The sequence below is a fragment of the Lentibacillus halophilus genome, assembly GCF_039522485.1.
GTDB classification, from domain to species: domain Bacteria; phylum Bacillota; class Bacilli; order Bacillales; family Amphibacillaceae; genus Lentibacillus; species Lentibacillus halophilus.
Map to the genome: position 1 here is coordinate 89,471 of NZ_BAAADM010000041.1, position 20,926 is coordinate 110,396.

Annotated in this window: 16 protein-coding genes; 3 read left to right on the forward strand and 13 right to left on the reverse strand. The window is 39.0% G+C overall.

The genetic code is table 11. The features are described from left to right. Positions 1-39: 39 nt before the first annotated feature. The 13 genes from ABDZ72_RS08390 to ABDZ72_RS08450 form a co-directional block, all read right to left on the reverse strand. The gene (locus tag ABDZ72_RS08390; RefSeq protein WP_343752368.1) at positions 40-690 is read right to left on the reverse strand and encodes a YczE/YyaS/YitT family protein; all 651 of its coding nucleotides are present in this window, start codon (positions 688-690) and stop codon (positions 40-42) included. A 157-nt stretch (positions 691-847) separates the two neighbouring features. Next, positions 848-2,071: an ROK family protein gene (locus tag ABDZ72_RS08395; protein ID WP_343752369.1), complete on the reverse strand. Its 1,224-nt coding sequence runs from the start codon at positions 2,069-2,071 to the stop codon at positions 848-850. 115 nt (positions 2,072-2,186) lie between these two features. Then, the gene (locus ABDZ72_RS08400; protein WP_343752370.1) at positions 2,187-4,157 is read right to left on the reverse strand and encodes a TRAP transporter permease; all 1,971 of its coding nucleotides are present in this window, start codon (positions 4,155-4,157) and stop codon (positions 2,187-2,189) included. 76 nt (positions 4,158-4,233) lie between these two features. Continuing rightward, positions 4,234-5,355, reverse strand: coding sequence for a TAXI family TRAP transporter solute-binding subunit (locus ABDZ72_RS08405; protein WP_343752371.1), 1,122 nt, complete (start codon positions 5,353-5,355; stop codon positions 4,234-4,236). Between the two features lie 65 nt (positions 5,356-5,420). Beyond that, the gene (locus tag ABDZ72_RS08410) at positions 5,421-6,257 is read right to left on the reverse strand and encodes an MBL fold metallo-hydrolase (protein ID WP_343752372.1); all 837 of its coding nucleotides are present in this window, start codon (positions 6,255-6,257) and stop codon (positions 5,421-5,423) included. 166 nt (positions 6,258-6,423) lie between these two features. Further along, positions 6,424-7,869, reverse strand: a complete 1,446-nt coding sequence (gene nhaC / locus ABDZ72_RS08415) for a Na+/H+ antiporter NhaC (RefSeq protein WP_343752373.1) — start codon at positions 7,867-7,869, stop codon at positions 6,424-6,426. Between the two features lie 152 nt (positions 7,870-8,021). Then, on the reverse strand, positions 8,022-9,410 hold the full coding sequence (locus ABDZ72_RS08420) for an aminotransferase family protein (RefSeq protein ID WP_343752374.1): 1,389 nt from the start codon (positions 9,408-9,410) through the stop codon (positions 8,022-8,024). 58 nt (positions 9,411-9,468) lie between these two features. Further along, positions 9,469-10,926: an NAD-dependent succinate-semialdehyde dehydrogenase gene (locus ABDZ72_RS08425; protein WP_343752375.1), complete on the reverse strand. Its 1,458-nt coding sequence runs from the start codon at positions 10,924-10,926 to the stop codon at positions 9,469-9,471. A gap of 93 nt (positions 10,927-11,019) precedes the next feature. Next, entirely contained in the window at positions 11,020-12,243 is a 1,224-nt protein-coding gene (locus ABDZ72_RS08430; protein WP_343752376.1) for an ROK family protein, read from the reverse strand. A 331-nt stretch (positions 12,244-12,574) separates the two neighbouring features. Next, positions 12,575-14,053 carry an aldehyde dehydrogenase family protein gene (locus ABDZ72_RS08435; protein WP_343752377.1) on the reverse strand — a complete coding sequence of 493 codons (1,479 nt, stop codon included), beginning with the start codon at positions 14,051-14,053 and terminating at the stop codon, positions 12,575-12,577. Between the two features lie 38 nt (positions 14,054-14,091). Beyond that, positions 14,092-15,024 carry a DMT family transporter gene (locus ABDZ72_RS08440; protein ID WP_343752378.1) on the reverse strand — a complete coding sequence of 311 codons (933 nt, stop codon included), beginning with the start codon at positions 15,022-15,024 and terminating at the stop codon, positions 14,092-14,094. A gap of 143 nt (positions 15,025-15,167) precedes the next feature. After that, positions 15,168-16,538 (reverse strand): aminotransferase family protein, encoded by a 1,371-nt coding sequence (locus ABDZ72_RS08445; protein ID WP_343752379.1) that lies wholly within the window; start codon positions 16,536-16,538, stop codon positions 15,168-15,170. A 334-nt stretch (positions 16,539-16,872) separates the two neighbouring features. Continuing rightward, a complete protein-coding gene (locus ABDZ72_RS08450) occupies positions 16,873-17,451 on the reverse strand; it encodes a TetR/AcrR family transcriptional regulator (RefSeq protein ID WP_343752380.1) in 579 nt (192 codons plus the stop codon). Between the two features lie 442 nt (positions 17,452-17,893). Here ABDZ72_RS08450 and ABDZ72_RS08455 point away from each other — a divergent pair, with 442 nt between their 5' ends. From ABDZ72_RS08455 to ABDZ72_RS08465, 3 genes are read left to right on the forward strand one after another with little or no spacing between them, the layout of a single operon-like run. Further along, on the forward strand, positions 17,894-18,943 hold the full coding sequence (locus ABDZ72_RS08455; protein ID WP_343752381.1) for a TRAP transporter substrate-binding protein: 1,050 nt from the start codon (positions 17,894-17,896) through the stop codon (positions 18,941-18,943). 19 nt (positions 18,944-18,962) lie between these two features. Further along, positions 18,963-19,466 carry a TRAP transporter small permease gene (locus ABDZ72_RS08460; protein WP_343752382.1) on the forward strand — a complete coding sequence of 168 codons (504 nt, stop codon included), beginning with the start codon at positions 18,963-18,965 and terminating at the stop codon, positions 19,464-19,466. After that, positions 19,463-20,761, forward strand: a complete 1,299-nt coding sequence (locus ABDZ72_RS08465) for a TRAP transporter large permease (RefSeq protein ID WP_343752383.1) — start codon at positions 19,463-19,465, stop codon at positions 20,759-20,761. Before ABDZ72_RS08460 ends, ABDZ72_RS08465 begins: the two co-directional genes overlap by 4 nt. Positions 20,762-20,926: the final 165 nt, after the last annotated feature.

The window sequence follows — 20,926 nt, forward strand, 5'->3', positions numbered from 1 at the left end:
TTTGGGGTTCGCGATACACGAGCGAGCCATGGGAACACTTCATCCCATGCTGTTGAACCTGGAGTATTGCTTATTCATACGAGACAGCAAGAAGGTGTCCACAACACGGCTCATCTGATGATAACTGAACTGGAACAACGGACTTTGAATAAATGTAAAAACAAACGTGAAAATAAAAACCGGACCGCCCAATAGCAACCCGACAACCAACACACCACTTTCCGTAATAATGCGCACCTTCCCAATGGAAGCTCCTGTTTTATCAGAAATGGAAAGCATAAACCCATCACGCGGTCCTGATCCGATTCCCGCTGAATTATAGATGCCGCCACCTAATCCCATAATGACAATACCAACAATAATGACAACAATATCTGTCCATGTGTTTGTCGCTGTTGGTAAAAAATCAAGCCACATGTATATATCGACAAACACCCCAATTAACACAGCATTTAAAAACGTTCCAATTCTAATGTATGACTTGTCAAGTACCCATGAAATACCGATCAGGGCAAATGAGACTATTATTTGCCATGATCCAATCGACAATCCCACCAAGTCAAACAGAGCAACATTTAGCACATCCCACGGGTGAATACCTAAATACTGCATATTCACGGCGATTGTAATGCCAAGGCTAAAAAACAACACTCCAAGCAAATAAATACACCAGCGAAATACGTGGACCATGCCATCATCCTTCTTTCCATTAAAACTTTCGGAAATGTCATTATATCATACAATGATTGGGGACATGGCATGAAAACCCTTTTGAACTGTTTGAAACTGATTCATCCTAGAACATTTGCAATAAATATAAAGGAAATCAACCTGGTACGAAATCCGCCTAACCAAGATAATAGTCAACAATCATACCACCTGCACCAATTGCTCCAGCATTTTCCCCGAGCTGCGCTTTTCTGAATTTCACATCATATCCGGGATAAAGCCTACTAATACGGTTGGCAGCGGTCGAAACCACCGTTTCATAAAACAAGTTCAAACGGTTGAACATCGGTCCACTCAACACCCAATAATCAGAATGAAGCAGTGTTATAATATTTGATACAGCAACACCAGTAAAAAAACCAAAATCTTTCACAACTTGAATGCACATACTGTCTCCTGCTTCTACTGCAGCGCAAATATCCTCAAATGAAACATCATCCGGATCATCGACTTTTTCAGTCAGTATGGAAGCGTACCCCCGTTTCAATTGATGGACAATTTCTTCCTGCAAGTATAAAATCGTGGAGCATGTATGAAAACAACCATAATCACCGCATATACATTTTTTTCCGTTTGTATCAATGATCATATGGCCACTACCAAATTTCCCAAAGCGTTCGGCATCACTTTTTAAAAGACGATGGTCTGTCATGATACCCAAACGAATTCCGACACCTGCTATCATATACGATAAATTTCCCACTATTTCATTTAATCCCAGCTGGTGCTCTGCAACCACCGCTGCATTGATACCTTTATCCAATAATATTTTCGTGGAAAATGTCTTCTCCAGCTCATCGACTATCGGCACATTATTCCAATAATCAGCTGGGAAGTTAACGGGGTTAACCATAATCCCGTTATGTCTGTCGAGTGGCCCCACCGCTCCAATCCCTATTCCCAGCAACTGTTCCTGCCCGATTTGATGCTCGGCCAACATCTGCTCGATCGCATGTTGAATGAAGGTTAGCGTCTTTTGTGGGGTACTTGTTTTATCCATTGAAAATCTAATTTCACTTATCACATTAAGTTGAAGATCCAACAACAACACTTTCGTAAACGTACGTGATATATCAATGCCGATACTGTAATAAAGCTGATGGTTAATAGTATACATAATCGGTTTACGGCCACCGCTTGATGTCCCAACGCCACTTTCAATGATTAACCCTTCCCGCAGAAGGTCATCAATAATCCTTGCACAGGTTGTTTGTTTAAATCCGGTTTGTTCAACTAGAATACCTTTTGTAACAGGACCTTGTTTACGAATAAGTTTATATAGATATTTCATGCTTTTCATTTTGGAGGAAGCCGACTCGCTGAATCTAAATCGTTTTATCATTGTATTCCCTCTTTGGTTTTTCCACTTATAAAGCTTTTGACTTTTCTTGATAAAAGTGGCTGTCAATTAAGTATATATGTCAGAATGAACAAATTTAATTGATCAACACCTTTCATTATAAACTTTTCATAGTTTCCGATGAATAAAATGTTTTATTTTCTCCAGATTTATGTTTGAATTTAATTTCCCAAAAAACCAAAGCTGCACTAAGGATGAGCCCAATTCCTTTTAAAGACCAGAGAAAGGCGAAACCTTGATTAATCGGGAACAATAGAAGAAACGCGGCAACTGCAAACAACAATCGTGTTCCAACCTTTAAATCATTAAATAAATAACCCACGAAACTTATCGATAACATAATAAATCCCAGTATTGCTGCAAAATTCATTATCATTGCTGTACCAATGTTGTTCTCTCCTACACCTAACAACAGATGCGGAGAATAAACGAATACAAATGGAACGATTAAACCGACAACTCCAAAGGCCATTGCAGAAAATCCAATTTTGTAAGGGTTTTCTTTTGCAATCGTTGCGGCTGCAAAACTGGCAACTGCTATCGGAGGCGTGAAACTGGACATATTAGCAAAGTAGAATACAAATAAATGTGCTGCCATAGGATGGATACCCAATTCGACCAAAGCGGGTGCTATTAAAGTAGCAACAAGTGCATAGGCGGCAACAGCAGGCATACCCATTCCTAAAATAATACAGACAGCTGCACTTGTAATTAAAAGCAACAACAAATTAGTCTCTCCGATTTGAGTAAGTGCCAATGCCAAATTAAATCCTAAACCGGTAATACTAACGATTCCTGTAACAATTCCCGCTGCTGCTAAGATTATTCCAATATCCAACAAGCTTTGACCAGTGCCAAGAAGCGCATTCATAAGTCGATTTCCAACACTTTTCCAAACCGATCGTTGAATCAATAGAAAAGGAATTGCTACAACAGCCGCATATACACCACTTGTTGTTGGTGAATAACCGACAACAAACAAGAAGTAAAGTAACGCCCCGAAAATTGGAATAATAATCCACCCAATTTTTAAAATTTCTTTCGCATTGGGCAAATCCGATTTATCTATTCCGTAGATTCCTTGTTTTGCAGCTTTTAAATCCACTTGTACAAATACACACAAATAATAAAGTACCGCTGGAATGATTCCCGCTATAACAACTTCCCCGTATGGAACCCCAAGATTTTCTGCAATAATAAAGGCAGCAATCCCCATGACAGGTGGCATAATCATTCCACCAGTCGATGCTACGGATTCAATCGCTCCAGCCTGCTTGCGGGTATATCCATTCCGTATCATCAAAGGGATCGTCATACTTCCTGTGAGCATAACATTGGAAACCGGCCCGCCGGAAATGCTCCCTGCCAAACTTGAACCAGCTACCGATGCTTTTGCCGGGCCGCCGCGAAATTTACCGAAAAATGAAAAGGCTAAATCATTAAAAATGTCTCCGCCACCAAACTTTAACAATATCTGTCCAAATAAAATAAAAGCGAGGGCAACTGTGGCCGCAATATTCAACATATATAAAAGACTGTTTGTATCTAAATATAAATAATTGAACAGGTCATCAATTGCACTTCGTTCACCTTGGAGAGGACCCGGGAAGATAGAAGGGAAAAAAGCATAGATTAAAAAAACCCCAACGACACAGACTAAAGACCAACCAAATGTACGCCGTAACGCTTCAAGGATTAAAAGGATTGCCATTATACTGATAACAACCCTATCCGGTGTCACGTATCCGAAATAATTAACTATAACCGGATAATATACTGCTATAAATAAGCCGGCGAATAAGCCCATTAACGCCATTATCCAATCATACCACGGTACCTTTGTTCCATCTTCATTTTTGGAAGAAGGCACTCCGATAAAAATTCCGGCTAATACCAATCCCAAAAACAAACCAGAATATTGTTCCTTAAAAACGGAAAAACCCAGTTTTTGATGAATGCCTAATATATAGAGAACTCCAGAAATGGGAATTAGGAGCAACCCGATTTTCCAAACAACAGACGAAAAACCTTGCAGTTGTCGAAATCGTTCATTCTTTTTTTCGGCCATTATTTCCCCCTCCCTCCGGCATACAAGCGGATTCCAAAGCCTAGAAGAATCCGCATTTCTTCAACCGGACAATCTTTTATTCCATTTCATTTAATAATTCTTCTTGATGTTTCTCAGCTTTTTCGGTCCAAATCTCCTCATCTTCAAAAAATTCGACAACACCAGGATGATAAGGAATAGGAGGTTCAGGGTCAAACATTTGCTCAGGCGCCCAAGTCTCCAGCCAGCTAAACTGGGCGTGCAAATCCTCATAGTTATTCCACAATACTTCTACAATGGTATAAGCTTCTTCATTTGATAAATCAGCATTCGCAGCCAACCCAATTGGGTAGGAAACCAATGTTTTTTCTTTATTCAAAAAACCGTCTTTAAACGTAGCAGGTTGAATGCCTGGAACGAAAGATTCCATTTTTTTCACTGTCTCTTCCGGATATTGATCAATGTCTTCCGGTGGAACCCCGGCCCAATTTAATCCATTAATATCTTTTGTTGTATCCACTTCTGTAAATGTGGCCACAGTAGGAGTTCCAGTGAATACAGCATCCACTCTTCCGTCACGTAACGCTTCCACTCCGGAATCCACATCTGTCACTGGCACTTTCTCCACATCATCCCATGACAGACCTGATGCTTGCAGCTGAGCTGTTGTGATTTGCTGTAAAATTTGATTACCAGAGTATTCGGATGCAACTCTTTTTCCTTTTAAATCGGCAACATTTTGTATATCATCTTCCACTCTAACAGTTAAACCTGTCGTTACAATGGTATTGCCTCTTACTAGCATCCTTATGTTAGGATTTTTTTTGGGATAGCCATTTTTTCCGTCTTTAGCCCATGCCATATCAGCATAAGACAGTATCCCCATATCCAGTTCGCCGCTGTTTAAAGCAGGCATCCAAGCATTTGGACCAGAATAAGGCTTAACTGTTAAATTTCCGTCGATGTTTTCACTAACGACACTTGAGATACCAGATGCTGCGCTATGATAAGCAATCCCAGGCTGATGCGCACCAAAATTAATAGAGTCCCCATCGGGATTACTGTTACTATCGTTCTTAATTGAGTCCAATCCTGCTTCTTTTTTATCACTGGAATCTCCCGAAGACTGTCCTCCCGTATTTCCCGCTCCACATGCAACTAATGCTAGAATAAAAGGAATGAAAAACAACAATATCATAAACTGTTTTTTTCGTTTCATCTTTTTTGATCTCCTTTGAATATATCTATTTTACCAATGTTAACCCAGATAATGAGTGTTAAATATTATACAGATATTTCCATCAAATCTTCCCCAACAATCGATTCACCATCAAATTGTTCCTCTGCTTCTTCTTTCACTTCTTCCGGAATTACATTGGGCAGGAAATGCGTCATTACTAACTTTTTAACACCTGCCTCCTGAGCTATATCGCCTGCTTGCCCCGGTGTACAGTGCTCTTTTTGCAAGTTCTCCCAAATCTTTAATAACTCGGGATCAGTCGTATTTCGATAAATTCCTGTTTTGGCAAGACATCCATCTTGTACAAGAATATCCGCCCCTTGAGCCAAGTTGACGATATTCGGAGTAGGCGCTGTATCGCCAGAAAAAACAATAACGTTATTATCCATTTCAAAACGGAATCCAAAAGTCGGTACATTATGAACCATTTCATCTATGGAGACTTTTGCCGGAATATCGACAGAGACTTCACCAGGTTCATCAAATTCAATAATATTGACATCCAAAACACCATTTTCCGGTCTACCAAGCGAAACTCTGTAAGCGATGTCATCTTTGAACATATTTATCACGGTTTCATGAAATTCTTTAATACCTTTAGGGCCAACGACAGTAAGTTCTCTACGCCCTCTTCCCCAGCCACCTAATAAAAACTGTCCATATCCAAAAAAGTGATCAGAGTGCAGGTGCGTAAACATTAAAACGTTTACATTTTCTGGTGGAATATTAGCTTTCAGCAACTGTGCAGTCGTGCCCTCACCACAATCAATTAAAATAGGCATTCCATTTATGTGTAACACCTGTGCAGGGCCTGATCTTTCTAAATCCGGTCTCGGACTGCCTGTTCCCAACATGGTAATTCCATTCTTGATCTCACTCATTATTAGTCACTCCCTATATTAGTTTAACTTTTAACCACTTTTGTTAGAAGTTATTAAAAATAATCCATAGTTAATAGATATTTTTGATTATTAAATTTTATATAATATTTTATATGATGTCAATCATTTTTATATGACCTATATTCAGACAATTTTGGTTTTATACTCAGTTTGTATTAGTCATCACAGCATCCTTTTGACTATTTTCATAATCTACCGGCTTGACTTTGATGGTTCCAGAATAGTCTTTCTTTGCAATTGAAATGCCTGTGAATCCATATATGACATTAATGATAGGAACCAAGAAGGCAAAGAAAATAAAAGGAACAAACTGGTATGCACTAACACCAAGAACGGATGCAGCAAAAACAGCTGGTACACCCCATGGAATCAAAAATGTTCCAACAGTTCCACAAGCTTCCAAACAACGGGAAAGGTTTTTGGTATCCAACCCTCTCTCCTTAAAGTTCCCTACCAGGGCCTGCCCTGGTAAAATAATGGCAAGGTACAAAGCACCACTTGCAGCAGCCACCAAGAATGACGAAGATGCAGTTGTAAGCATCAATTTTCCAGTGGAATTCGCACGCTCTAACATGGAACTAACTAATGAATCAAATAGGCCTACTCCGTCAAAAAGTCCGCCCAGAGCTGTCGCTAAAACAACAATAATAACAATCCCGGTCATGGACGTTATACCACCCTGCGATAAAAGAGAATCCATTAATTCCTGACCTGTATTGACACTGAAACCACTGGTCATAACTTCTACCACTTCAGCAAGATTACTGCCTTGGAAAATAAAAGCGGCGATACCTCCTAAAGCAGATAGCATCACAAGTGTTGGAATAACTGGAAGTTTTTTCATCATAAAAATGACCGTCAAGATTGGTAACGCTAATAATAGAGGATGAATATTAAATTGTTGTTGCAAAGAGCTTAATATACTGTCAATTCGACCAATATCAGATGCATCTCCTGCATATTGATTCCCGACTATCCAAAAAAGAATCAAAGCGATTAAAAATGCTGGTATTGTATCCCACATCATATGTTTAATGTGGCTGAATAGATCCGTATCAACGATTGCTGGTGCGGTGACTGTTGTATCCGATAATGGTGTTATTTTATCGCCCATTACTGCTCCAGAAATAATAGCACCTGCAACCAAAGGACCAGGGAACCCTAATCCATGTCCAACCGCCATAAATGCAACACCTATTGTTGCCAGTGCTGTTAAACTGTTTCCCAGTACAATCGTCAAGATACCTGTTATTAACGCAACCGTTGGCACAAAAATGGAAGGGTTTAGAAGGTCCAATCCATAATAAATCAGTGTAGGTATAACTCCACTAACAACCCAAGCTCCTACAAGACATCCAATTAGAAATAAAATAAACACTACCGGAATAATAAGTTTAACACCAGAAACCATATGTTCTTCAAGTTCAGACCATGAAAACCCTAAATATTTAGCAAGCAGACAAGCAACCGTAATTCCAACAATTAGTGGGATTTGCATTCCTGTATCCCAGAATGAGATGGAGAAAAAAGTTGTGATAATCAATGCAAACAGTGGCAGAAGGGCTTGTGTGAATGTCGGTTTTTTATGCATCATAACATCCTTTCATTAAGGAACTTCTTACCGGGATATGTGAATTAAATTCATATAAGCATCTGATTGGGGGTAATCGCTTACATAACGTTTATTTGGTTAATGGAATACAGGCTTATTCACGTTCCTGCATCCCATTCTTCCATGAAAATTCAGCTGTTCACTTGTCTTTCAAATCTGGTTAAAGCTTGGGAGAATATATTAAATATTTCCTCTATATCAGATTTTGAACTGATAAGCGGTGGTGCGAAAGCAATTGTATTAGCACCCTTATACATGATTGGCCGAACTATCAGTCCGAGGTCACCGCATAATTTACTTAATGTCGGAGCTGCAGCTTCTTCGGGCTTAAATGGTATATTTTCTTCAGGATCTTTGAATACGTCAAATGCACCAAGAAGGCCTGCACATCGCTCGTTTGTAACATGAGGATGTTTTTCTTTTAATTTGCTGAATTCATTTTCAACAACTGTTTCCATCTTCTTTACATGGGGAACAATGTTTTCTTTTTCAATGATTTCCAGCGTTTTTAATCCTACGGCACAGGAAGTGGGGTGTCCGCTATACGTAAAACCATGAAACAATACACCACCTGTCAGTTCAGCCAGTTCATCTCTGAATGAGTCTTTCATAATGACAGCCCCCAACGGAATGTAGCCACTTGTAATACCTTTAGCTACTGTCATAAAATCAGGAATGATACCGTCATTTTCGACACCAAACATCTTACCTGTCCGTCCAAATCCACAAACAATTTCATCAGCAATCATAAAAATACCAAATTCATCACACAAGTCGCGGACCGATTGTAAATAACCTTCAGGTGGAACATTTAGCCCCCCGGCTCCCTGAATGGGTTCCATAATAACTGCAGCAATTGTATCGGCACCTTCACGTTCGATCACACCACGAATTGAATTTTCATAGTTTGGATGCGTTTTATCCCCCTGTTCACATCCGGTTAAATATGGTTCTGCATTCAAGAAACCAGGTGCATACGACGTTCCAAAGGAATTAAAGTTATCCATTCCTGTTGCTCTAGTAGCTGCTAATGTCACCCCATGATAACCTTTTTGCAGACTGACAATTTTCGTACGTTGGGGCTGTCCTTTTAATTTCCAATATTCCCGAATAATTTTAAAGGTACTTTCATTTGATTCCGATCCACCAGAAGTGAAAAATGTTACATTTAAGTTTCCAGGTGTCAATTCAGCTATTTTACGGGATAGTTTAATAGCAGGTTCATTTGAATAATTATTAAAGGAAGAAGAAAATGGTAGTGTTTCCATTTGTTCCTTTGCTGCTTCTGCCAACTCACTTCGTCCATGCCCTAAATTCACATTCCACAAAGAGGATAATCCATCCACGTATTCCCTCCCATCAATATCCGTTAAATAGATACCTTCACCCTTCGTGAATGTATACGCAGCTCCGTTTTCTTGGTGATCACGGACAGAGGACGTCGGATGCATAAAGTGATTCCGGTCCCATTCTTTTAATTGTTCTATCGACGTTTGATTTTTCACTTCATCCATAACCATAAAGCGCTTCCTCCTTGTTAGTCTTTACTTATGCTGCAAATCAAAATAGAAATAAACCCTATATAATAGTGGTAATAAACTTCTCCTCCAAGAAATCGTCTAATGCATCCGGACCGCCTTCTCTTCCGAACCCACTTTCTTTCACGCCGCCAAAAGCGCCTTCCACCTGCGCCAATACGGTATCATTCACACCGACCATTCCATATTCAAGACCTTCAGTAACACGGTGTGAACGAGACAAATCAGTAGTGAATATATAAGCCGCAAGACCGTAATCGGTGTCATTTGCCTTTTCAATAACTTCTTCATCAGACGTAAATGAAAGAATTGGTGCAACAGGACCGAATGTTTCTTCGTTGGCTATGGTCATTGACTCATCAACATGCTTAAGCACAGTGGGGGAGTAGAAAAATCCATTTTCACAGCCGTCTTCCTCATATTTCTTTGCACCTGCCACTACTTCAGCACCTTTATCAATCGCATCTTTCACATGGGATTCAATTTTTTGAAGACCTACTTGGTTTATGACAGGACCCATTTCACTGTCATTTTTGTTCCCGTCTCCAACTTTGACATTTTTCGCCATTTGACCTAATTTCTCCGTGAATTGATCAACAATTGATTCTTGAACATAAATACGATTGGGCGAAACACATGTCTGTCCACTATTGTTAAGTTTACTCCTCAGAATTTGTTGAACGGCTTTGTCAATATCACAATCGTCAAAAACAATAATAGGTGCATGCCCGCCCAATTCCATCGAAATACGTTTCACTTGGTTTGCGGCTTTTTGATAAAGCATTTTCCCTACATTCGTTGAACCGGTAAATGTAATCTTTTTTATTCGTTTATCTGTCAACCATACGTCACCAATCGTCTGAGGATTACCGATCACCAAGTTCATAACGCCTTTTGGAAAACCAACTTCTTCAGCGAGCTCAAAAAATTTCATAGCTGAAATCGGTGTTTCTTCAGACGGTTTCAGAACAACGGTACACCCTGCTGCAAGAGCGGGGCTTAGTTTACGCGCAACCATGGCAAAGGGGAAATTCCATGGTGTAATGGCGGCTACGGGCCCCACCGCCCCTTTTTTGACCTGCAGTCTTTTTTGTGCATCCGTTGATTCCACTGTTGTTCCGTAAATGCGCCTGGCTTCTTCCGCATTCCAACGAATATATTCGGCTCCGTTTCTCACTTCGCCTCGTGCTTGCGCTAATGGTTTTCCTGCTTCCAGTGTCATCACCTTTGCAAGTTCCTCTTGATTCTCCAATACTTTATTATATAATGCCCACAATAAATCAGCTCTTTCTTTCGCTGGTTTATTTGACCAATCATGAAAAGCACTTGCCGCGGCGTTTACTGCCAATTCCGCTTCTTCCTGACCACCACTGCTTATTTGTGCAATATTTTCATTCGTCGCTGGATTAATAACCTCAATTGTGGAATCACCCTTTGCCTCCAGCCATTTGCCGTCTATATAAAGTTTGCAAGACTTCTTCGATTTTAAAACTGTCATACCAATAGATCCTCCCTTGTGTGTTAAATAGGTATTTTAATTGCTTAATAAGTGGATAGATCAACCAATACCAAGTAAACGTATCATCAATCGTCAAGATGATAACAGCCAATCCAATACAAGATCCCCTGCTCCGGTAGCCGCAGCATTTTCTCCTAAATCACCTTGTGTGAATGTCACATCCAAATCAGGAAAAAGCTTTTTATATCTGTTTATCGCTGTGTCAATGGACGTATTATAAAATAGGTTAAGCTTTCTATACATTGGACCATTTAAGATGATTTTACTGGGTTGAAAAATCGTAACCAAATTGGCAAGACCAGTTCCTGAATAATATGCTGTGTCTTTAACAACCTGCTCACATAACTGATCGCCCGACTCCAGTGCTGACACAATGTGGGAAAAAGTAATGTCCGACAAGTCACTAACTTGATCATTCAGTAAAGAATCATTTCCTCTTTTTAAATGTTTTTGCATTTCATTTACCAATGCCGGTATAGTTGAGTATGCATTCAAGCAACCATAATTGCCGCATATGCATTTTCTTCCATGGAGATCCACAACCATATGTCCCTGACCGAATGCACCCCCACTACTCCCACCACGCGGTCGAAGTATCTCACCATTTAACATAATTCCCACTCTGATACCAATTCCTTTGTTAATGTAAAAGGTGTCCCGGTCCTCTTGCGCCGCTCCCCGCCTATGTTCAGCACTTAATGCTGTGTTTTCTCCATAATCCAGTACAACTTCAGTTTCAATGTGTTCTTTTATCCTATCTACAATCGGGACATCTTCCCAACCGGAGGCCGGGAAAGATAATGGTTTGTTAATAATGCCTTTTATTGTATCAAGAGGGCCTATTGCACTGATACCTATTCCAAGCAAAGACGACTCTTTCAAACATTGCTTCTCCAACATCGCTCTAATTGCATTAACATAGGCTTCAATCATAACGTCAGGAGTACTTTTTCCATCCATATCAAAGCGTTTTTCTTCAACTGGTTTTAAATCCAGAGTCATTAAAAGTACTTTAGAGAATGTACGAGATATATCTATTCCAACGACATAATTTGCATCTGGCGTAATGCTGTATTCTTTCGCTTTTCTTCCACCACTTGAATGAGCCTCCCCGCTTTCATATAAAAGCCCATTTTCGGATAACTCTTCAATCAATCTGGCACATGTGCTGAATTTTAAATTTGTTTTCTCAGCTATTTCCACTTTTGTTAAACCGTTTTCATTTTTAACAGCCTTATAGACTTCTTTTAAATTAATCCCTTTCTGTGTTGTCACTTGGAAGAGATCTTTAAGCATTTGTGCTTCCCTCTTTTAAATAATGTAATTTTTAGTTTAAAACATCTATTCAATTTAGTCAAAAGATTTTTATATTTTATTTTATAAGAAAAATAATCCATTCTTTATCAGGGTTAAAAACAGAAGTTGAATTCATTTTGGTTAGAATGAACCATTTCTGTCTAGATAGAAAATTCTAATATGCATATTTGCTTTATAACAAAAATGAACCTCTCGAAAATTATTCGAAAGGTTCTCACTGAACAACCATAGGGAATATACTTTTAAAACACGTAATACGTAATTGACCGACAATTTTATTTACTCGTGTAATTTGTTATGGTCGCTGTTATTAAAATGGATACTCCATTTTCTCTTTCTGGACCGACACCCACTTTGTGGTAGTCAACTCTTCAATAGCCCAATCATGGCCAAAACGTCCAATACCACTATTCTTCATCCCACCAAATGGAACGTTGCTTTCCAAAACGGCGGGCATATCATTGACGTGTGTTGTGCCTGATTCAATATCAAGTGCCAGTCGTTCCCCTTTTTCAAGGTCGTCCGTAATAATAGCTGCTGACAAACCGAAATCTGTGTCATTTGCGATACGAATGGCTTCTTCATCGTCTTCAGCAGGAATAACTTGAGCAACCGGGCCAAAAACCTCTGTTGAAGCAAGTGTTGAACTATTGGGAACATTAACGAAAACATACGGCGAAATAACATTTCCGTTACGTTCGCCCTCAACAACTGTTTTTAGTCCCTCCTCTTTCGCTTTTTCAACAATGCCCATGATTTTATCGGCTTGTTTTTCATTGATGACTGGTCCTATTATGGTATCCGGATCTTTTGGATCACCGACTTTAAGTGAATTTACGCGTTCAGCATATTTCTCGACAAATTCATCATAAATAGTTTTGTTAGCAATAATACGGTTTGTTATCGCGCAAATTTGTCCGTTATGCATGAATTTGCCAAATGTAGCAATATCCACAGCATAATCCACATCGGCATCATTTAATAGTACCAAGGGATTGTTTCCGCCCAACTCCAATGCTAATTGTTTCATCGATGAAGCCGTTGTTTCTTTTATATGTCTGCCGGCAGCGTTGGATCCGGTAAAGCTGATAAAATCAACGTTTGGATTGGTTATAAACGCATCACCGGATTCCTCCAAATCCGTCAATAATGAATTGAATACACCAGCCGGAAGTCCCGCTTCTTCAAAAGCTTTTGCAAACAGTTGTCCACCAATGAGCCCAACTTGGACATCCGGTTTATGCACAACACTATTTCCTAAAGCAATTGCGGGAAAAATCGTTCTTGTGGCCATATTAAATGGGAAATTAAATGGTGTGATGGACGTAATAACACCAAGCGGCAATCGATAAACCCGGTTGACTTTATTGGGTGTTACAGACGAATATTCTCTGGGTGTGTACACTTCATTCACCATTGTAATAGCATCTTTAATATCATTGATGCCAAAACCAAATTCCACTTCGGCTTTTAAGCGTGTGCCTCCAGTTTCCCGCATAATTAATTGTAAAATATTTTCTTTTTCTTTTTCCAAATAATTTAAAGCTTTCGTCAGTACAGTTTTTCTTTCTTCAGCAGTCGTTTTTGCCCACTTTTTCTGTGCTACTCTTGCTGTTTCAAATGCTTCATGGATTTGTTCGTCGGTTGCCAAGCTTACCGTGGATAAAGTTGAATCATCATACGGGTCTTTTATGTCATAATCTCTTCCACTTTGACCATTTACCCATTGACCACCTACGTAACTCTTATTTAATCGATTGATCCATGTCCTATCCTCTGTCTTTTGCATGCTAAAACTCTCCTCACTTATCATATTTTTTTCGTCTTTTATTTCGCTTTAACATCTTCAGAATCCCATAATGTGTCATCCGTCGGTTCTTTCGTCCTCTCCTGGTATTCTGCGATAACGATTGACGCAATGACCAAAACTAGTGCTACCATGTCAACAATCCGGAGTGCCGCACCGAAAAAGACAACTGCAAAAGTAGTTGCGACAATTGGTATAACAGCTGATGCCATGCCTGCTGTACTTGCATTTATTTTTGCTAACCCTAAATATGTGAACGTATAAGCAAATATCCAAGCTGTAAACGCAAATCCTAAAATCCCCAACCAGGTCTCCATACCACTAAACACCGATACATCAATTGTGTTGAACTGATAGATAGCTATTGGAAGCGTTTGCAACATCCCAAAAAAACACAAACCTGCTGCTAATGTGTATGGTGGAAGTTCCACAGTAAATTTCTTTGCATAAATAAAAAATAAGGATAGTGAAATCACCGCAAGAAGCATAAAGAGAATACCAATACTGGATCCTCCACCTTCGGGATCAACACCGGCAATTTCCATGATCAGGACTGCAAGGATTGCTAATGCAACAGCAGAAATTTTCTTTAGATTTAACCGTTCCCGTAATAAAAACAATGACAGCACCAATACAACAGCAGGCGTTATACTAGTAATAATCCCAACAGATACAGGCCCCGCATAAGTCAATCCGTATAATTGAAAAACGGTATACAATGTCACTGTAAGTAAAGCCTGCATAAATATACCGAAATAGTTTTTCCAGCTTATGTGACTCCATTTTGTTTTTTCAACTATAGTCGCGAAAGGAATCAGAATAATACTGGCTATCAATATCGTTATGAACGTGAATAAAAGAACTGGAAAATCGACCATCATGACGTCTCCGATTGGGATACTCATACCAATAGACATCATGCTAATAACAAAAAGCAAAACCCCTTGACGCATATGAATGATAACCTCCAGTTTTGTTATAAATACATAACATTCAGATTATTGTTTATGAGAAAAGCCAGGAAGGCAAACAGGTTATTGAAACAAATTTTTCTTTACATGTGTTTACCTGCCCAGCTCTTTTTCATACTAAAGTACTATTTTAAAGATTGTTCAAATGCCGTTAAGCCTTCATCAATAATTTTGAAGATCTCTTCTATTTCTTCTTTATTGGCAATTAATGGGGGGGCAATGGCCACGATATTTGATCCATTCCAATCAATAGACCGCAAAATCAAGTTTCGTTTAAAACACTCATCAACTACTTGAAAAGAAGCTCCTGTTTCCGGATCAAAAGGTTTTTCTTTATCACGGTCTGCATATAATTCGAACGCCCCAAGCAATCCAACAGCTCTTGACTTGGTTACATGCGGATGATTATCTTCTAATTTTTGTAACTCCGCTTTGAATACTTGTTCCATGTTATTGACATTATCCATAACATTGTCACGTTCAATAATTTCGAGGTTCTTTAGAGCGACGGCACAGGACGTTGGATGACCGCTATACGTAAATCCGTGGAATAAAACATCATCTGTTTTAACCATCTCATCACGAATTTTCTCACGCATCACAACACCACCAAGAGGGATATATCCACTTGTGCTTCCTTTTGCGAATGTCAGCATATCCGGTGTGACATTCCAATTATCCACGCCAAAGTTTTTACCTGTACGGCCGAATCCACAAATGATTTCATCTGTAATCATTAAAACGTCTTTCTCATCGCATAAGTCCCGAAGTGCCTGTAAATATCCTTCAGGAGGCGTGAATACACCGCCCGCTCCCATGATCGGTTCCAGAATAATGGCGGCTATATTTTCTGGCCCTTCCTGTTCAATAATACCTCTGACACTTTTATGGTAATCTTCATGACTTCTATCGCCAAGTTCGCAATCAAGAAGATGCGGCTCAGCATGAAGGTAGTCCGGAGATTTGGGACCGACCAAACTATTGAACTCCGTTATTCCGGTGGCACTTGTCGAACCTTGTGCAACACCGTGATAACCCCTGCTTAAACTAATGACTTTATTACGGCTTGACTGCCCTTTAAGCTTCCAGTAATATTTCGCTAGTTTGAAGGCGGTATCATTAGCCTCGGATCCACCAGATGTAAAAAATACTACATTCATATCTTCAGGCGCCATCGAAGCGATCTTTTGGGATAAACGAATGGCCGGCTCATGGGAATAACCATTAAAGGAAGAACTGAATGCCAGCGTTTTCATTTGCTCTTTTGCCGCATCTCCAAGCTCTTCTTGACCATGTCCCAGATTCACATTCCAAAGCATGGACATGCCATCAATGAAAGTGTCACCGCTTTCATTTTTAACATAAACTCCGTTACCTTCCGAAACAATGATCGGCGGTCCTTGCTCATATTGCATTTTCGGTGGTGTTAAAGGGTGTAAATAGTGTTCTTTATCCAATTCAGTAAGTTCATTAACTTTAGATTCCAAATTTTTCATTAATAAAACCTCCGTGCGTAGTGGTATTTTTTAATGTCATAACGTTCAAAGAATGGAATAAAATCTTACCATTCAGTGCGCTCACATTACTTATCTACTTGGCAAAATGAAACTTCAAGAGTCTAATTTGATATCCTCATTTTTCCTTTATGATACAATGATTTTTAATATCCATCTTTTAGTAGCTTGATAACTGTTTTAAATAATCACCTCCATTTATCCTTACGAACGTTCGTAAGTTATTGATATTATAACCAATTCAACTAATTAACGCAAGTCGGAATTATTAAAAAATCGTGTCGTAAAATACGTGTGTCCTGAAAGTAGCTATCAACTATTGCGTTATCCCTCTCCAATAGATATCCCATGAATGCTGAAACCTATACTCAAAGTTTTCTATATTTACATACACAAGTTCGACAAGAAGGCCATCAAATAAGTTCATATAAGATAACTTAGCCTTTTCTGCTTCTATATTTATTGTTTGTTGATGACTTGTAATGGTTTCCTCTATATGACTTTGTATCTGATTGTAGAAAGTAAATGCTTTTACAATAACAGTGTTTTCAATATTATTCGGCGGTAAAAACATCATTCTTAATAAAAATTTAATATTTTCTTCACCATGTGATATAAACCGGCTCTTTAATTTGTTGATAAAATTGTACAATATTTCATATAATGAGTGATCCTTAGATTTATCAAAATAATCATTTAAAAAGGTAACCTCTTCTTGAACAACCTGATTCATAACAGTCAAAATCAATTCATTTTTATTTTTAAAGTGTGTATATATCGATTGTTTTTTTATTCCAACCTCTTCCCCTATATCACTGAGTGACGTATCATTAATGCCTTTTTGAATAAAAAGTTTCAATGCATTTTCCCTAATTTTTGTTTCTGTTAATTTCATTTCTGAACTCCTTCCAGACGGTAAATGACTTTTATGTATATCTTACAACTGGTGTTTCATTTCGACATGCTATTCCAATGTATGCAGCATTCGATGGTTTGCTTCTTAAATAATCTATTGAATTTTACAAGGATCGAATTACATATCACATCCTTAAACAATAGAAACGCAGCATTGAAAGTATAATAGTGAAAAGAATATTAGGCAAATAACAAAAAAGAGGACTAGATTACATTTGAGTCAGGGGTGTCATCGATTTATTAGCACTATTAACATATATTTATCAATTTAAAAAGTTAATAATAGAATCAAAAGTACTTGTCATCCTATAAGAAATCTTATATAATTTTGTTAATGTTTCTGTAACAGTAAGCGTTTGCACATGACGACGTGTGGTTCCGCTTCACCTACAATCCCAATAGAAAAGGAGAGTCATGACAAAATGCGACATGTGTTTTCTAAAACCAATCTATTTTTCAGTCTACTGTTAACTGGAATACTGATTGCACTCACTGCGTGTGGAGGCGATGATACGTCGGAAGCAAGTGGTGATGCGGCAAAGAATTTGGATTTCTCCCATTTTTTCCCTTCCTCGCACTTTATGGAAGAAGAAATAAAGCAATTCAGCAAGGATCTTAAGGATAAAACCGATGGAGACGTCAGCATCACATCGTATCCAGGAGCTTCTTTGGCTGAACCGGATAAACATTATGACGCTGCAGCAACAGGATCTGTTGATATAGCCTTGAGTGTTCATGGGTATACGCCGAATCAGTTTCCGTTGACCTCTGTCATGGAATTGCCGTTTATGTCGGAAAATGCGGTTGAAGGTTCCAAAAATTTATGGAAAATTTACAATGAATTTGATGAATTTGATGATGAATACGCTGGCACCAAACCTTTATGGCTATACACCACCGATCCAGGGCAACTCTTCACTGTTGGAAAACAAGTGAAAAGTGTAGAGGATCTGGAAGGTATGAAAATTCGCTCCCCTTCCCCGGAAACAAGTGAATGGCTTGAGGCGCTGGGAGCAACACCGGTTTCCATGCCGATGAATGAAAACTTTGAAGCATTGGAAAGAGGCGTTGTCGATGGCACCATCGCACCTTGGGAAGCTGTCAAAACATGGGGATTGGATGAAGTTGTCGATTATGCTACAATTGGAAATTTTTATTCCACGACCATGTTTGTTGTTATGAACCAAGGAGTCTGGGATGATCTGAGCAAAAAAAATCAAGAAGCAATCAATGAACTGACCGGCAAACGAATGGCGGAAAAAACAGGTGAGCGTTTCGACCAATTCGGCAAAGATGCTGTTAAGCAAGCAAAAGATAAAGGTGTTGAAATATACGAGCTGAGCGACGACGAGCTGAATAATTGGAAAGAGTATATTGAACCAACCATCCAAAATTGGATTGACGATGTAGAAGATCGTGGTCTGCCCGGTCAGAAAGTTTATGACCGTGCTGTCGAATTGAGTAACAAATAGATAGAGAAGGGAATACAATATGTCGAAAATGATCGAGAAATCGGAAAGGTTCGTACAAAAAATTGTACGTATACAGCAGTTCATTTCAAATATATTTCTAGTTTTTATTATGTCCATTATTACAATTGATGTACTCGGTCGTAATATCTTCAATCAACCATTAAAAGGAACATTTGAAATGACAGAACTCGGGGCAGCTTTACTAGTATTTTTTGCTTTAGCCGTAACACATAAACAAGACGATCATATTACAATTGATTTTCTTGTGGATCGCTTTTCTGAAAAAGTTCGGAATGTTATTAATGGCTTAGTGGAAATACTGATAGCCTGTATTGTGTTTTTCATGTCCTTCTATATGTATGAAAATGGTGTCCGCACAATGGAACGAAAAGCGACAACGACTGATTTGGCTATTTCTATTCACCCGTTTATCTTTGTCATTACGTTCGCGCTTATCATCTTTGCCTTAACTGCGATATTCAAAGCATTAACGTACTTCGGATTGGCGGTGAATAAAAAATGAGCCCAGAAATGATCGGATTACTTGGAATCATCGTATTATTTGCCATGTTTTTATTGCGGGTTCCTGTCAGTATTTCTTTGGTATTTGTCGGGGTCATTGGACTTGCTATGATACGTGATTGGGATTCGGCACTTGTTCAATTGGGGACAACGCCGTTTTCCACTGCAAGTTCTTACTCATTAAGTGTTATCCCACTGTTTATTTTAATGGGAATGTTTTTGTCTTATAGTGGTTTCGGCCATGACTTATACAAAGCCGTTGATGCTTGGATTGGACACATTAAAGGCGGACTGGCTATGACCACGATTGGTACCAGTGCATTATTTTCAGCCATCTCAGGATCGGTTAATGCCACGACGGCAACAATGGCCCGTATTTCCCTTCCGGAGATGAAAAAATATCGCTATGACGATGCATTATCGACGTCCTGTGTAGCTGCCGGTGGAACATTGGGGATTCTAATTCCTCCAAGTGTTATCCTCGTATTATACGGCATTTTGACAATGGAGCCGATTGGAGAACTTTTGATTGCAGGGCTTGTTCCTGGACTATTACAGATGGGCTTATTTATGATTGTTATTTACGTCATGGTTATGCGAAATCCGGAACTGGCCCCAGTAAGTGATAAAAAAGGTTTGATGGTGAAAATAAAGTCACTGAAAAGTGTATGGCCTTTTTTTGCATTGTTTGCACTCAGTATCGGCGGCATCTATTTTGGATTTTTTACACCGACCGAAGCTGGAGGCGTAGGTGCATTCGGTGCGCTCGTCCTAGCTATTCTGACAAGACGATTAAGCTGGAGTGATTTTAAAAAATCACTAAATGAAACGACCCATTTAACGGCAACCATCTTTTTTATCTTAATTGGTGCGGATGTTTTCAGTAAATTTTTGGCACTGAGCCGGATTCCCTCAGCCACTACACAATTTGTTGCGAATTTGGATATGCCGGCCGTTCTCATTATGATATTTATTTTACTGATTTATTTTGTATTGGGACTGTTTTTAGAGGGGATTGCGATTTTTGTACTTACCTTGCCAGTCGTTTATCCATTAATAACAACACTTGGTTTTGATGGCGTCTGGTTTGGGGTTGTTATGATTTTGGTCATGAACATTGGATTGATCACGCCTCCACTCGGATTAAGTGTTTATATTATTAGTGGTGTCGCGAAAGACGTACCCATTCAGCGTATTTTCCGAGGTGTCATTCCTATGCTATTTATGATGATTCTATGCCTTGCTTTGGTTCTCATCTTTCCAGAGATTGTCACATTCCTGCCCAAATTGATGTAAAAAACGGAAAAAGGTTGAAAACAACAATGCAAATAAAGCGAATAACATACTGCTATTACCGACCGATTATTTCAAAGAGCCACATGCGATTTTTCCGTATGTGGCTCTTTTCTAGTTCTTATTTTATTTAAATATAATGCTCGTTATGTTATTAAATTGATAGAA